Source organism: Amycolatopsis sp. WAC 01375 (genome assembly GCF_003947325.1).
GTDB lineage: Bacteria > Actinomycetota > Actinomycetes > Mycobacteriales > Pseudonocardiaceae > Amycolatopsis.
On record NZ_QHHW01000047.1, the window covers coordinates 119,539 to 134,414 of the forward strand.

Below are 14,876 nucleotides of genomic sequence, written 5' to 3' on the forward strand. Positions count from 1 at the left end.
CGAAAGCGGCTTTCGCAACGTCGGGAGCGGGGTGCGGTGGCGACGAGAGGGCCTTTCGCTGAAACCCATGGTCGAGATGCGGCGCCCACCCGGCTGCGAGCGAATCCCCGCGACCCGACCCCTTTGCCTTACCCGCTAGATCTCGTCCCAGGGATTGCTTTCGTACGCTTCGCTGAGGAGCCGGGTCGTCTCCGGCGCGAACGGCAGCACGACGTCGTCCACCGAGGCCACCGGCCAGCCGACCGATTCCGAGTTGGTCAGGAACATGGCGTCGAACCCCGGCAGATCGGCCGGTCGGACCTCGCGGGTCTCTTGCGGGATCCCGTTTCGCTCGAGGCCGCGTCGCACGAGTTGCTGCGTGATGCCGTCGAGCACCGGGGCCTGCGGCCAGACCACCGTGCCGCCGTCGAGGAAGCCGACGTTCCAGATCGACGCCTCGCTGACCCGGCCCTGATGGTCGACGAACAGCGCGTCGTCGTAGCCTGCCATCATCGCCTCGCGCGTGTGATGGAGCAGGCCGAACGTGCCGACGTGCTTGACCTCCGGGAGGACCCGCTCGTAGCGCACGGATCGCAGGCGCAGCGGTGTCAGCTCATGTTCCTTGGGCGGCCCGGTGCGGACCAGGACGTCCGGTGCCGCCGGTGCGCCGGGATCGGACCAGTCCATCGCGCGGGAAAAGATCAGCACCCGCACGGACAGCGCGTCCTCACCTCGAATCGCCTGCCGCACGTATTCGAGCACCGCGTCGGTGTCGAGGTCGCTCGCGAACATCCGCCGCGTGCTCGTCGCCAGACGGCGAAGGTGGATGTCCAGGCCGCGGACCTTGCCGTGCCGGACCTGCATCGCCGTGAAATGGCCGTAGCCGAACGCGCCCGCCAGGTCTTCCGGCCGGGCGGGCGCGCCGTTGAGCTCCAGCTTCACGTCAGGCGTTGACCGTGACGCCGGTGAACTTGACCTCGGTGTTGGGCGGGCCGGTGCCGTCGCCGTTGCCTGCCTGCGCGTTCGCGCCGGCCTTGGCGACCTTGTCGAGCACCTTCAGGCCTTCGTCGGAAATGCTGCCGAAGACCGAGTACTCGGCGGGCAGTTCGGCCTCGCCGTAGACCATGAAGAACTGGCTTCCACCGGAGTTCGGCTGCTGCGTCTTCGCCATCGCGAGGATGCCGCGGCCGTACTTGATCTCCTTGAACGCCTCGTCCGGCATGGTGTAGCCCGGGCCGCCCATGCCGCTGGCCTCGGGGTCACCGCACTGCAGCATCTGCAGGCCGGAGGTGCCGAGCCGGTGGCACTTGGTGTCGTTGAAGTAGCCCTGCTGGGAAAGGCTGATGAAGCTCTGCACGGCGCACGGGGCGAGCGCCCGGTCCAACGTCAGCGGGATGTCGCCCGCGGTGCTCTTCAGCACGACGTTCACCGTGCCGTTCGAAGAGACGTCCTTGCCTTCCGGCTTGTTCACCTTCTTCGACGCCGGCTTGGCGGAGTCGTCCTTGTAATCACAGGCCACCGGGTTCGCCAGCGGCGTCGGCCGCTTCGGCATCGGAGCGCGCTCCGTGGGGATGGTGACCTCGGGGGTCGGAGGAGCCGAGCTCGGGGAAGCGTCGGAGGCGGCATCGTCACCACTGCTACTGCTGACGATCCACCACACCGCGCCCGCCACGATGGCGACGACGCCGACGACCGCCACCGAGCCGACGATCTTGCGCCGCTTGGCCTGTTCGGCCCGTCGCACGATCTGTCGCTCGAGCTTGCGCTTCGCGGCTTCGCGGCGCTGCTGGTTGGTCGGCACCCGCCCTCCCGGTTTCCACTCGATGTTCACACGTCTGAGGTGGGAGGAGTCTATGGGCACAGGCTGTGAGACCCCTGTACAGGGGCCGCTACGCTTACTTGATCGTGATCAGGGCCATCCTGTCACCTGTTCGGCGGAAGATCTGAGGAGGCGTTTCGTGCTGGTTGTCGGTTTTCCGGCAGGCCCCCTCGAAGCCAACTGCTACCTGCTCGCCCCGGACGGCGGCGGTGAATGCGTGATCGTCGATCCCGGCGAGGACGTCGTCGAGCCGCTCGAAGCCGCGCTTTCCGCGCACGGCCTGACGCCGGTCGCGATGCTCGCCACCCACGGCCACCCTGATCACGTCGCTTCGGCGGCCGAGGTCGGGGCGTGCCACGGGATACCTCTCTATCTGCACGAGGCGGACCGGCCACTGCTCGGTCATGACGCCGGGGAACGGAAGGACGGGATCGTGCCACTCGTCGATGGCCCGCTCAGGCTGGCCGGACTGGAGATCACGGTGTCCCGCACACCGGGTCACACCGCCGGTTCGGTGGTCTTCGGGCTGACCTCCGCCGAGGGCGGCCGCATCGCGCTCACCGGGGACAGCCTGTTCGCCGGTTCGATCGGCCGGTCCACCGGTGACGGCGACGAACTCGTGCGGTCCCTCGGCGCCAACGTGATGACGCTGCCCGACGACACCGTCGTCCTGCCGGGGCACGGTCCGGCCACCACGATCGGGCAGGAGCGGGCGGGCAACCCGTTCCTGGCCGGGACGGGCGCGTGATGGCGGAGCCGACCGGGACCCCGGAGACCCCTGAACGTCTCCCGCTGTTCCACGACGACCCGAAGCTGCGTCGCAGGCGCGGCTGCTCCAGCATCGCCGGCGTCGTGATCTTCGCGGCCGCGTTCGGCGGGATCGCCGGGCTGATCGGCGGTGAGATCGCCGGGCTCGTGGTCGCCGGCGTGATCGCGGTGCCGCTGCTCTACGTCATGTTCTACAACCTGCGCCGCCGAGTCTGGCTCGAAGGCGAAGCGCTCATCGTGCGGACCTGGGGTGTGCGGCGGATCGATCTGACCGCGGCCGAACGCATCGACCTGGTGATCAGCGACGTGCGCGGCACCCGGACGGTCAGCCTGCTGGTCAACGCGGGCAAACGCCGCAAGGTCGCGAAGGTCGACATGGCCGTGTACTCCGGCGCGGGCGGTCGCGAGCTGGGCATCCTGCAGCTGCGCAAGCTGGCGAACGCGCTGCTGAACAACACCGAGGCGAACGGCCTGGTGTTCTCGGAGCTGCTGGTGGCGCAACTGAAGTCGGAGGCGCGCGGGGACGCGGCGGCGGAACGGCCGCTCTACCGGCTCGCCTCGGCGGCGCCCAGCGGGAAGTACATCCAGCGGTTCACGATGGAAGCGGTCAGCCGGTTCGTGGCGACCTTGGACTGACCGGTGCGCCGCCGAGTGTCATGAAAGGGTCGTTCAGGACGAAAAATGTCCTGAACGACCCTTTCATGACATTTGCTCAGGGCGGGCCCTCGCGGTCTCCAGCTTCTCCAGCCGTGTCTTGATCTCTTCCAGCTGGTAGACGATCTCCGGCAGTTCGCCCGCGGCGAAGGTCGCCAGCCGTTCGGAGTGCTTGAGCGTCGCCCGTATGTCGTCGAGAGCGGCGGCGATCTTGGGGACCGCCTCGACGGCTTCCAGCGTCGAGACGAGCACGCGCCGCGCGACGGCGGTCAGCTGTCTCGGGACGGCGAAAACGTCCAACATGGCCCCTCCGATCACGCGGCGAACCTCGGGTGCGGCCTCTTCGTACCCGACTCCGGCCCGTGATCGCGCGGTGGGCTCGCGCTTTGAGGCGGCTGTGACTACAGGGACTCTTGTGGCTCCCGCGAGGCGATCAGCGCGGCCAGCACGGTGGTGACCGGGACCGCCGCGACGATGCCGACGCTTCCGGCCAGCGTCCGCACGATCTCCTGTGCGATGCTCTCCGCGCCGAGGATCGAGCCGAGTCCGACGCCGGAAAGCGAGGTGTACAGCAGCACCGGCAGCGCCGCCCCCGCGTACGCCATCACGAGGGTGTTGACCGCCGAGCCGACGTGGTCACGCCCGATCCGCAGGCCGGCGCCGTAGAGCTCACGCCAGCCGAGCGACGGGTTCGCCCGCCGGAGTTCCCACACCGCGCTCGTCTGCGTCACCGTGACGTCGTCCAGCACCCCGAGCGCGCCGATCACGACGCCCGCCAGGAGCAGCCCCCGCGCGTCGATCCCGTGCCCGAGCGAGCCGATCAGCTGTGAGGTGCTGTCGTCCAGCCCGGTCAGCGACGCCGCGGCCGAGAAGATCGCCGACAGGACACCGATCAGGACCAGGCTCACCAAGGTGCCCAGCACCGCCACCGAGGTTCTCGCGGACAGGCCGTGTGTCAGATACAGCGCGACGAACATGATCGCGCCGGCGCCCGCGATCGCCACCAGCAGCGGACTTTCCCCGGCGAGGATCGACGGCAGCACGAAGAGCGCCAGCACCAGGAAGCTCAGCCCGAGCGCGATCAGCGCGGCGAGCCCCTGCCAGCGGCCCAGCACGATCACCGCGAGCGCGAACAATCCGGCGAGCAGCAGCAACGGGGTGCCTCGCTGGAAGTCGACGATCTGGAACGACGCGGGGTTCGCGACATCGCCGCCGTTGTAGGACAGCACCACCTTGTCGCCCGCGGCGAACCGCGGCGTGCTCGGCTCGATCGGCAGCGTCAGCTTCAGCGGCTTTCCCGCCCCAGGGCCATCGGTCATCGTCAGTTCGCTGGTGAGACACGGTTTCGCGTCCGGCGGCGGCTCGCCGACCTGGACCTGTCCCTCGGCGAGACACGGGCCGGTGATCGTCCCGGTGACCGTGGCGTTCACCGGGACTCCCTGTGGGAAGACGCTTTTCGCCGGATCCTTGCCCCACGGGTAGAGCAGGATCATGCCGGCGACGGTCGCGACGGCGAGCGGGATCAGCAGCCACATCAGCAGCAGCCGGACCCGGCGCGACGCGGGCGCCGCCGGTCCGTGGCCGTGCGCGTGTCCGTGGCCGACCGGTTCGGGCTTCGGTTCGGCGGCGCGACGTCTGCCCGGTTCGGCCTGCCGCGGCCGCTGTGCCGGGGGACGGGGGCGTCGCGCGCCCTCGGGGCGCGGCGAACGGGACGTTCCGGGCGAACGATCGGACGGGGTGTCCGTAACCCGGCGAATCGGGCCGGTGTCGTCGTCGGAGAGGTCGCGGCGGTTCACCCGCATATCCTCCACAGTGCGTGCCGCGTGCCGCACACGGCCTAGCCGAACGCCTGCCGAAGGTGGACACGGCGATAGGCCGACGGCGGGGTGTCGAAGTGATCGATGAACGCCTGGCGAAGTGTCTCGGTGGAGCCGAACCCGCATCGCCTCGCGATCGAGGTCAGCGGAAGTTCGGTGCCGCACAACAGTTTCGCCGCGTTCTCGGTCCTCGCCGCGCGTACGTACCTGCTGGGCGTGGTGCTGAGGTGCGCGTCGAACAACCTGGTCAGCTGCCGGGTGCTGATCCCGGCCCGTTCGGCGAGGACGGGGGTGCCGAGGTCGCCCGCGAGGTGCTCGGCGACGTACGCGGTGATGTCGCGGACCAGCCGGTTTTCGGGCGGCGGGCCCGACAGGAACATGCTCACCTGCGCCTGGTTCCCCGGTCGTTGCAGGTAGGTCACCAGCATGCGGGCGACCTCCCTGGCGACGCTCGGGCCGTGGTCCTCTTCGACGAACGCGAGCGTGAGGTCGATCCCGCTGGTCACCCCGGCCGCCGTGTAGACGTTGCCGTCGCGCACGTACAGCGGCACCGGATCCACGTTCACCTGCGGGTAGCTCACCGCCAGCCGGTTCGCGAACCGCCAGTGGGTGGTGGCGCGGCGCCCGTTGAGCAGCCCGCACGCGGCGAGCACGGTCGCGCCGGTGCACACCGAGGCGACGCGGCGGGTGTCCTGCGCGAGCCTGCGGATGTGGGAGACCATCCTCGGATCCGCGGCGGCGGTCTCGTGCCCGGTGCCGCCCGCGACGATCAGCGTGTCCAGTTCGCCGGTCACCTGGTCGAGCCGGTGCTGTGCCTGCAACGTCAGCCCGGACTCGCAGCGGATGCCGCGGCCGTCGACGCTGGCGAGCATGATCTCGTATCCCGGCTTGCCCCCGATTTTGGTCGCGGCGTCCAGAACATCCGCCGGACCGGCGATGTCGAGCATCTCCGCATTGCTGTAGCCGACTATCAACACTCGTCTGGGTGAACCCGGCATGATCGAACGCTAGCAGTAATGCCCGGCCGTCGGACGTTGTTCGCAGGAATCCGGACATCCGGCCCACCGCGGCTCCGCGTCTGCGACACGTTTGTCCCATGACAGACGACAAGAAGACGATCGCGTTCGTGGTGTATCCGGGGATGACCCCGCTCGATCTGGTCGGGCCGCTGACCGTGCTGGACGGGATGGCGAGCACGGTGCAGGAGTACCGGACGGTCGTGGTCGGTGAGACGAAGGAGCCGGTCACCACCGACAACCCGCTGAAGCTCGTGGCGACCCACACCTACGACGAGGTGCCGTCGCCGTACGCGCTGCTCGTGCCCGGCGGCGCCGCTCCGACGCTGAAGGCACTCGCCGACGAGAAGCTGATCGGCTACCTGCGGAAAGCCGGGGCGAACGCGGAACTCGTGACCTCGGTGTGCACGGGATCGCTGCTGCTGGGGCAGGCCGGACTGCTGGCGGGCCGTCGCGCCGCGACGCACTGGATGTTCCGTGAACTGCTGGGCGCCTTCGGGGCGGAACCGGTCGCCGAACGCTGGGTCGAGGACGGGAACGTGATCACCGCCGCCGGCGTGTCGGCGGGGATCGACCTCGCGCTGCACCTGGTCGAACGGCTCGTCGGAGCCGAGATCGCGCGGACGATCCAGTTCGTCATCGAATACGACCCGGAGCCGCCGCAGGGTCCGCTCGACTGGTCGAAGCGGCCGTACGGGGACCTCAAGCCGCTGCTGGAGCACACGGTGAACGAAGCACTCGCGGACGAACCTGCCCTGCGAGACCGGCTGCTCGCGCACACGGGGAAGTGAGGGGGCGGCCATCCGGGTGAGAAATCGCCGATACGGGCATAGCACCGGGTTACATTCTGGTCATCCGTACAGGTGATAGGTGGTTCGTGAAGTTCCAGGTGCTCGGCCCGCTCGCGGCCTCGGTCCCGCTGCCTTCGGCGGCTCAGCCCCGCCGGGTGCTCGCCGTGCTCCTGACCCGGCCGAACGAGTTCGTCCACCGGGACACCCTCGTGGACGAACTCTGGCCGCAGGGGCCGCCGTCGAGTGCCGCCGCGGTCGTGCAGATGGCGGTTTCCAAGCTGCGCAAGGCATTGTCACCCGGCGTGCCGTCGGACGACGTCCGGCAGCGGCTGCGGGCCGGCCGGGGCGGTTACCGGCTGACGGTGTCCGAAGGGGAGCTGGACGTCACCGGCTTCTCCGAGCTGACCGCCGCGGCCGCGCGGGCGACCGGTGACGAGCGCGGGGCACTGCTCGAACGGGCGCTCGGACTGTGGCGTGGCCGGGCCTTCGCCGACGTTCCGGCTGGTCCGCTGGTGGAGGCGCACCGGCTGTGGCTGGAGGATCAGCGGAGTTCGGTACTGGGCAAACTCGTCGAGCTGGAGCTGGCGGCCGGTGACCACAAGGCCGTCGCCGACCGGTTGGGACCCGAGCTGGCCGTCCGGCCCGCCGACGAACGCCTCGCCGGGTGGCTGGCCGAGGCGTTGCACGGGCTCGGGCGGCGGGACGCGGCGCTGGCCGTCCTCGACCGGTGCCGTCACGCGCTGTGGGAGCACGCCGGTGTCTCACCGGGGGAGGAGCTGCTCGCGGCCCACCGCCGGATCGCCGGAACCGGGTGGTCGGCAGGCCGAGCGCCATGCCGTCTACCGCCTGCGACGCCGGATTTCACCGGCAGGGCGACGGAATTGGCGGAAGTGGTCCGTGCGCTGCGAAGTCCCGCGCCGGTCGTGCTGCACGGGGCGGCGGGAGCGGGGAAGAGCACGCTGGCCGTGCAGGCCGCGTGGCGGGCGCGCAAGCGGTTCCCCGACGGGCAGCTCGTCGCCGACCTGCGGGAGACCGGTGACGTGCTCGTCGGGCTCCTTCGTGCGCTCGGCCTTGCGGAAGCGGAACTCCCCGCCGACCGGCCGGGACTGATGTCGTTGTGGCAGAGCCACACCGCGGACCGGCGGCTGTTGGTGATCCTCGAGAACTGCCGGTCCGAGGCCGAGGCGCGGCCGTTGCTGCCGAGCGGTCCCGGCTGCGCGACGATCGTCACGACGCGGCGACGGCTGGCCGGACTCGTCGGCGCCAGGCCGGTCGAGATCGGCACGCTGTCCTACTCGGAAGCGCGGGCACTGCTCGGAGCCATCGCCGGGGAGACCCGGTTGTCCGCCGAACCCGACGCCGTCCGCCGGGTGCTGGCCTGCTGTGACGGCCTCACGCTGGCGGTGCGCGCGGCGGGGATGAAGCTGCTGCTGCGGCCGAGGGTGAGCGTCGCCGAGTTCGCGACCCGCCTGGAGAACGAGCGCCTGCGCCTCGACGAACTCTCCGCCGGCGACCTGGCCGTCCGCCCGGTGCTCGCCGAAGCTCTTGCCGAGCTTTCGCCACGGCAGCGGAATTCCTTGCGGTTGCTTGGTTTCCCCGGTGCCACCGAGATCGCCGACTGGTTCGCGGCGGCCATGCTCGGCCGTTCGCCGGGCGAGGCGGCCGAGCAGCTCGACGAACTGGTGGACGACCACCTGCTCCACGCCGGGCCCGACCGATCCGGCGTCCTTCGGTACCGGCTGCCGGATCTCGTCCGGCTCGCGCTCCGGGAGCCGCCTGATCCGGCAGCCATCAACCGAGCGCTGACGGTCATGGCGGCGTTGGCCGAACACGCTTCCGCCGCCCTCGTCGACGGATGCCCGCCGTCTCGACGGGGTGACGCTCCCGCGGCGGCCTCGGATCGCGTCGCGGCCGATCCGATCGGTTGGCGTGTCGCGGAAACCGCGAATCTGGCCCTCGCCGTCCGGACCGCGAAGAGCCACGGCTGGACCGAGCTGACCGCGCGGCTGTCCGACGCCTACAGCGATCTCGTCGGGCCGCGCAATGGCGGGTCTCCGGCCTGGGTCGGGTTCGGCATCGTGCGCGATCGCCTCGATCTCCCCGCGGAGGCGCGGAAACTGCTGAAACTCGGGCACGCCCACGCCGACGCGGGAGACTTGGCCCGGGCGAGAACCTGCTTTTCGCTGGCCGAGGCGAGATTTCGCGCCGCGGGTGACCAGCCGGGCACCGGGGCCGCACTCGTCGCGCTCGCCGACGTCGACGCGGACTCCGGCCGGGCCGGTTCGGCGGTCCACGCCCTGCGGGAGGCGATGGACCTGTTGCGGGACTGCGGTGATCTCGCCGGGCAGGCGATGGCGTCGGCCCAATTCGGCTCGCTGTGGGACGACCTCGGCGACTTCCGCCGGGCGAAGGAATGTTTCGAAGCGAGCCTGCTCCTTTCGCTCCATTGCGAGGACGGGCGGCAACACGACCGGTCCGCCAAACGGTACGCCGACGTCCTGCGACGGAACGGTCGCGTGGACGAGGCCGGTGAGCTGCTGACGAGCGCCCTGCTCGGCACCCGTAGCTCGCGCGAACGTCACTGGGAGGCGCACGTTCTCCGTAGTTTCGGGGATCTCCACGCGAAAACCGGCGACGCGGGGGAGAGCGAACGGTGTCTTGCACGGTCGCTGGAGCTGTTCGAGGACGTCGGGCACCGGCACGCCGTCGCCTACACGCATCGAAGCTTCGGTGAATCGCTGCGTCTGGCGGGTGAACATGGCCGGGCCGCCGAGCATCTGGACCTCGCGATGAGTACGTTCCGTGAGCTCGGAGACCGGCGCGGCGGCGGATATGCCCTGCTGAGCTTCGGTCGTCTGCGAGCCGACGAAGGCGTCGCGACCGAAGCCGCCGAAGGGCTCCGCACGGCGGCAGGACTGTTCCGCGAGCTGGGCTTCCCGGTGTGGGAACTGCGTGCGCTCCGGGACCTCTCCGCCGTGGACAGGAGCGGGCGCCAGCGGGATCGGGCTCGTGAAGCCTTGACCAAGATCCGCTCCAGGGTGACTCCCGCATAGCCCGGCGAGGGAGTACCGGCGACGGCGTTTGGCGAAGTTATGGCGACGGCGTGTTGACTGCGGCTCAGGCGAGCGGACTTCGCGCCGTCCCGAAATCGCGGGACTGGGGGTGGCGGCGCGTACTCGTGGCCGGGTGACGCCTTCCGAGGGCAGGAGGCGTCACCCGGTTCGACGGCTAGGCCGTGTCCTGTAAGTCATGTTCGCGGTCTTCGCGCCCAGGCGGTCCCTGACGGCACGGGCGGATGCGGCCGAGTACGACCCGGTACGAGGCCGATCCGCCCGCACCGCCAGGAACCACCTGGATCACGAAGCCCATCGAACAGACTTACCGGACACGGCCTAGGCGCTGACGTGCAGGATCACGTCCGCGTCGCCGAGAATCCCTTGGTCGAGCGGGAAGTAGCCCTGCCGCGGAGTGGGATCGGTCCGGACGCTCGCGGGCGGGACGTCGGTGGCGGGGAGCAGGCCCCAAGCCGTGGTGACGTGTTTCTGAAGGAATCCTTCGTAGGTGTCGGGTTCCGGCTCTTGGAGCGCTATGGCCTCGCACCGGCCGAGGCTGGTCGCGACGAACGTGTAGCGATCGCCGAGCAGCGGCGCCACCAGCGCGCCGGCGGGAAACCAGTGCGTCTCCGTCCCGGCCACGCGCATCGTGCTCGATTGACGGCGCAGGTGGAGATTGTGGGCGAAGACCAGCGTCCTGCCGCGAACGGCTTCGGCGGCGCGGATGTCCAGCAGATTCCGCGCCATGATGGCGTCCCTGGTGGCGGCAAGGGGCGCGTACCGCTCGTGCGGCTCGAGAGGTTCGGCGCATTGCCGGTGGTAGCGCAGCAGATCGATGCCTGCCATGAGGTTGACCTCCGCCCGTGACCAGTCGTCCGTCACCGGCTCCGGTTTCCGGGAGCGGAGCGCGTCGAGCAGGTCGGCCGCGATCGCTCGCAGCCGGTAGGCGTCGGCAGTTGCGCCGGGCGACGCAGCCGCGTCCATGACGGCTTCGGTGCGGCTCCAGCGCTCGTCGTCACCGGCCGGGCCCGCGATGTCCACGTCGAGCTCCAGGAAGTCGCGGGCGTACTCGAGGTAGCGCCGCGGACTGGGCGCGGAGGTGTTCTCGGTCTGGGTGTCGAAGCCGTGGAACGAAAGCCGCTCCTCGGGAGGCCGGTTTTCGTTGTACTCGCGCATCCACGCGATCAGTCGCCTGTTCGCCTCCACACCACCGAAGACGTGTGTGAAGCCCTCGCTCATCGCCAGGTCGAGGGATCCGGTGCCGTCCCGGACGAAGTCGTTCGCGACGAGCGCGGCCACGCGATCCGTTTCGAGGGCGATCGAACGGAAACCGCGGTCGACGAGTTGGGCGAACAGCTCGTTGCGGACGTCGGCGAAGACCGGGGTCGCGTGCGTCGGCTCGCCAAGGGCGAGCAGGTCACAGGAAGGGGTCACGAAGTCTCGGATGTCTTGACTCATGAGGTTCAAGCGTATCGTTGATTCTTCGGTTGAAACTTTGCCTGCTTGCGACTAGGTCCGTGGCGGTAAAGCTTCAAACCGGCCGTCAGCTGGTCAGAGTCAAGGGTGCCTTAGGTACCTACATGGTTTCGGCTGCGGTTGATGCCAGGCCCGAGTCCGTGAAGGCCTCCTTGAGGGACCCAGAGTCCCTCAAGGAGGCCTTCACGGACTTCGGTCATCGCCACGGCGCTAGCAGTCACGACACAAGAGTTGGCCGACCCGCCACCTCGCTCCCGGCGCCACCCGCCGTGAGGCGGACAGGCAACGGCCGCCTGCCGTACCGCAACAAATCCACTTCCGAATAACTCGCCCGCATTTACTTCTTCCGCTATAAAGTTAAAGAACCCTTCGCGCGCGAAGGCGCTTCGCTTGCGAAGTGGCGCTTCGCGCATATGCGCGAGCGCAAGTTATCAGCAGTTGAGGTGAATTACCGCGTGGCAATCACCGCGCGGCCGGAGTTCGGCCCTACTTTGGCCCGCATGGTTGAGAAGGATTCGACGGCGCGGACCCGGGAACTGGGCCACCGCATGAGGGCGTTCCGGCAGCGCAGGCACTTCAGCGGAGCCGACGTCAGCCGCCGTAACGGCTGGTTGCAGAGCAAGGTCACGAGGTGGGAACAAGGGCTGCGCGAGCTGTCCGTGGTGGACGCGGCGCTGTATCTCGCGACCTGCGGCGAGGCGGAGCCCGAACGTGACCTGCTGCTGGAATTGACGCAGCCCGGCGGAGACCTGTACTGGGTGCGGCCGTACTTCGACGAGCTCGTCGACCCGATGGAATCCCTGGCTATCCAAGAGAATCTCGCGCACACGCTGGTCCGCTACGAGTCGTTGACCCTCCCCGGGCTGTTGCAGACCGAGCCGTACGCCCGCACCGCCTTCGAGCTGATCGGCAACCGCGACCAGGCGCAGCTGGACATGATCGTGAGCGCGCGGATGGACCGGCAGCGGTTGCTGCAGCGCGACAAGCCGCCGAAGTGCCGGTTCTACGTCCACGAGCGCGCGCTGCGGTCGGTCATCGGCGGTCCCCGGATCATGCACGAGCAACTGCTCCATCTCGTCCTGTCGGCGAACCTGCCCTATTGCTCCATTCGTATCGTCCCCGAAAGCAACGAGGTGAGCAGAACGATCGAGAATTCTTTCACCATCATGGAATTCACGGAACATCCGGCGGTGGTGTACACGGATTCCTACGCGGCTGGAGTGTTCGTCGACGACCGGGTGGCGGTCGAGGCGTATTATTCACTTGTCGCGCGCCTGGAAAGCGATTCCTTGACCGAGGAGCGGTCACGCCAGCTGCTCGCCGAGTGGGCGGACCGGTACGACCGGATGGAGGAGTGACCCTGACGAGGTTTCCCTCGGCGGCCTCCTGGGGTAATCCTTCCTGTAGCCGAGGAGAAGGAGTTCGTGGTGTCGAAGACGCAGGGTGGTGCCCCGGTCGCCGAGGCGGAGATCGAGCGGAAGTACGACTTGGCGGCCGACAGGCCGATCCCGCGGTTGGTCCCGGTAGGTCCCGTGACGAGCCAGGCCGATCCGAGGGTCGACCTCCTCGACGCCACGTACTTCGACACTCCCGACTTCCGGCTCGCGCAGGCGGGTATCACGCTGCGGCGGAGGCTCGGCGGAAGCGACGAGGGCTGGCACCTGAAGCTCCCCGTCGGTGAGGACACGCGCGAGGAACTCCGCCTCCCGCTGTCCGGCAAGCCGGACAAGGTGCCCGGCGCGCTGGCGAGGCTGGTCCGGGCGCACACCCTCGGCGCCAAACTCGTCCAGGCCGCGCATCTGCGCACCGAGCGCACGTCGTACGCCTTGCTCGACGTCGAGGGCCGCGAGCTGGCGACGTTGACCGACGACGTCGTCACCGGTGAGGCCGGCGGGGACAAGGCGCACCTCGACCGCTGGCGGGAGATCGAGATCGAACTCTCGCCCGGCGCCGATCCCGCCGTGCTCGACAGCCTGGACCAGGCTGTCGTGAGCGCGGGCGCGGAGCGGTCGAGGTGGCCGTCGAAGCTTCGGCGGCTGACCGATGAGCTCGTGCCTTCGGCGCGGGGAGCGTCCGGTTCGGTGCTGGCGGATTATCTCGCTGAGCAGCTGGATGTGCTGCGACGCAACGACATCGGGGTGCGCCGGGACGTGGGGGACGCGGTGCACAAGATGCGGGTCGCGAGCAGGCGGCTGCGCAGCGGGTTGAAAACCTTTGGTCGCTCGTTCGACGCCGACGTCGCGAACGGGCTCACCGCCGAACTTCGCTGGCTCGGCGGCGAACTCGGGCCGGCGAGGGACACCGAGGTGATGGCCGCACGCCTGCACGACGAGGTCAAGGCACTCCCGGCCGAATTGGTACTCGGCAACGTCGAGCAGCTGATGACCAGGCACTTCGCGCGCGAGGCCGAAGAGTCGAAGGCGCGCGCCATCCGGGCGCTCGACAGCAAGCGGTACACGGAATTGTTGCGAGCGCTGGAAAAGCTCGTCGGCAAACCGCGGAAGATCAAGGAAGGCAAGAAGGAACTACGCAAGGCGGTCGCGCGTACGGACCGGAAGTTGCACAGCGCCGTCGCCGCGGCGAGTGAGCTCGAAAGCGGCGCGGAGCAGGACGCCGCGTTGCACGAGGTGCGCAAGAAGGCGAAGCGTGCCCGGTACGCGGCGGACGCGGTCCGGCCGGTGACCGGCAAGAAGCTTCGAAAATGGCGAAAGAACGTCAAGGAAGTGCAAAGCACGCTCGGTACGCACCACGACTTCGTGGTCACCCGGGAGACCCTGCGGCTTCTCGGTCTCCGTGCCTACGCCGAGAACGAAAACGCTTTCACGTATGGCCTCCTGCACGGACGTTCCGTCGCCTCCGCCGAGGCCGAGCGTCGGCGCTTCGCCGGAGAATGGCAAGAGATGAGTAAAGGTTCCCGCCCGAAATGGCTCAAATGAGGTAGCCCGGGTTGACCTCTCGCCCTCGCTGAGTACGGTCGAGGGAACTTGGTGGTCTGGAGAGAGGCGCCCCCAATGTTGCCTGGCCAGCGCGTTCCCGGCGAACAGCCGCCCCTGGCCGTGACCACCCGCCGCCGGAAAGACGGCGTCGTCGTCCTCACCGCGGTGGGGGAGATCGACGCGGCCACCGTCGGACGGTTCCGTACCGAACTCACCGGCGCGTGTGGCACGGGCAAGCAAGTGATCCTGGACCTGTCCAGGGTCGGTTTCCTCAGTTGCGCGGGGCTGCACGTGCTCGAAGAGGCCAACGCCGTGGCGCCCCGGTTCTCGGTGATCGTGAAGACCCCATTGGTGTCACGGATTCTGGACGTCAGCGGGGTCGGAGCCGATCTCGACGTCCGGCGTAACGTGGAGGACTTACAGGACAGCGCCTAGGGCGTGTTTCACAAGTCTGTTCGATGGGCTTCGTGATCCAGGTGGTTCCTGGCGGTGCGGGCGGATCGGCCTCGTACCGGGTCGTACTCGGCCGCGTCCGCCCGTGCCGTCGGGGACCGCCTGGGCGCGAAG

General features: G+C 69.1%; 13 protein-coding genes. 7 read left to right on the plus strand and 6 right to left on the minus strand.

The features are described 5' to 3' along the window. Nucleotides 1-135 precede the first annotated feature (135 nt). Both DL991_RS32165 and DL991_RS32170 read right to left on the minus strand, forming a co-directional pair. Nucleotides 136-921 carry an aminotransferase class IV family protein gene (locus DL991_RS32165; RefSeq protein ID WP_125788108.1) on the minus strand — a complete coding sequence of 262 codons (786 nt, stop codon included), beginning with the start codon at nucleotides 919-921 and terminating at the stop codon, nucleotides 136-138. Between the two features lies 1 nt (nucleotide 922). Continuing rightward, entirely contained in the window at nucleotides 923-1,780 is an 858-nt protein-coding gene (locus DL991_RS32170; protein WP_125788109.1) for a peptidylprolyl isomerase, read from the minus strand. A gap of 157 nt (nucleotides 1,781-1,937) precedes the next feature. Here DL991_RS32170 and DL991_RS32175 point away from each other — a divergent pair, with 157 nt between their 5' ends. After that, the gene (locus tag DL991_RS32175; RefSeq protein WP_125788110.1) at nucleotides 1,938-2,546 is read left to right on the plus strand and encodes an MBL fold metallo-hydrolase; all 609 of its coding nucleotides are present in this window, start codon (nucleotides 1,938-1,940) and stop codon (nucleotides 2,544-2,546) included. Continuing rightward, nucleotides 2,546-3,202 (plus strand): hypothetical protein, encoded by a 657-nt coding sequence (locus DL991_RS32180; protein WP_125788111.1) that lies wholly within the window; start codon nucleotides 2,546-2,548, stop codon nucleotides 3,200-3,202. Before DL991_RS32175 ends, DL991_RS32180 begins: the two co-directional genes overlap by 1 nt. 63 nt (nucleotides 3,203-3,265) lie before the next feature. Here DL991_RS32180 and DL991_RS32185 read toward each other — a convergent pair whose 3' ends face one another. The 3 genes from DL991_RS32185 to DL991_RS32195 form a co-directional block, all read right to left on the minus strand. Continuing rightward, on the minus strand, nucleotides 3,266-3,523 hold the full coding sequence (locus DL991_RS32185; RefSeq protein ID WP_125788112.1) for a hypothetical protein: 258 nt from the start codon (nucleotides 3,521-3,523) through the stop codon (nucleotides 3,266-3,268). A 98-nt stretch (nucleotides 3,524-3,621) separates the two neighbouring features. Further along, on the minus strand, nucleotides 3,622-5,016 hold the full coding sequence (locus DL991_RS32190; RefSeq protein ID WP_125788113.1) for a YibE/F family protein: 1,395 nt from the start codon (nucleotides 5,014-5,016) through the stop codon (nucleotides 3,622-3,624). A gap of 41 nt (nucleotides 5,017-5,057) precedes the next feature. Beyond that, on the minus strand, nucleotides 5,058-6,035 hold the full coding sequence (locus tag DL991_RS32195; RefSeq protein ID WP_125788114.1) for a GlxA family transcriptional regulator: 978 nt from the start codon (nucleotides 6,033-6,035) through the stop codon (nucleotides 5,058-5,060). 98 nt (nucleotides 6,036-6,133) lie between these two features. Here DL991_RS32195 and DL991_RS32200 point away from each other — a divergent pair, with 98 nt between their 5' ends. Then, on the plus strand, nucleotides 6,134-6,844 hold the full coding sequence (locus DL991_RS32200; RefSeq protein ID WP_125788115.1) for a DJ-1/PfpI family protein: 711 nt from the start codon (nucleotides 6,134-6,136) through the stop codon (nucleotides 6,842-6,844). Between the two features lie 86 nt (nucleotides 6,845-6,930). Next, complete coding sequence (locus DL991_RS32205) at nucleotides 6,931-9,897, plus strand: BTAD domain-containing putative transcriptional regulator (protein ID WP_125788116.1); 2,967 nt, start codon at nucleotides 6,931-6,933, stop codon at nucleotides 9,895-9,897. A gap of 339 nt (nucleotides 9,898-10,236) precedes the next feature. On the opposite strand, the gene DL991_RS32210 is transcribed toward DL991_RS32205, so the two are convergent. Next, entirely contained in the window at nucleotides 10,237-11,355 is a 1,119-nt protein-coding gene (locus DL991_RS32210; RefSeq protein WP_125788117.1) for an erythromycin esterase family protein, read from the minus strand. A 518-nt stretch (nucleotides 11,356-11,873) separates the two neighbouring features. Between DL991_RS32210 and DL991_RS32215 the strand changes: the two genes are divergently transcribed. From DL991_RS32215 to DL991_RS32225, 3 genes are all read left to right on the plus strand, one after another. Next, nucleotides 11,874-12,731, plus strand: a complete 858-nt coding sequence (locus tag DL991_RS32215) for a helix-turn-helix transcriptional regulator (RefSeq protein WP_125788118.1) — start codon at nucleotides 11,874-11,876, stop codon at nucleotides 12,729-12,731. A gap of 66 nt (nucleotides 12,732-12,797) precedes the next feature. Beyond that, nucleotides 12,798-14,309 (plus strand): CYTH and CHAD domain-containing protein, encoded by a 1,512-nt coding sequence (locus tag DL991_RS32220; RefSeq protein WP_125788119.1) that lies wholly within the window; start codon nucleotides 12,798-12,800, stop codon nucleotides 14,307-14,309. 75 nt (nucleotides 14,310-14,384) lie between these two features. Continuing rightward, nucleotides 14,385-14,744, plus strand: a complete 360-nt coding sequence (locus tag DL991_RS32225; protein ID WP_125788120.1) for an STAS domain-containing protein — start codon at nucleotides 14,385-14,387, stop codon at nucleotides 14,742-14,744. Nucleotides 14,745-14,876 lie beyond the last annotated feature (132 nt).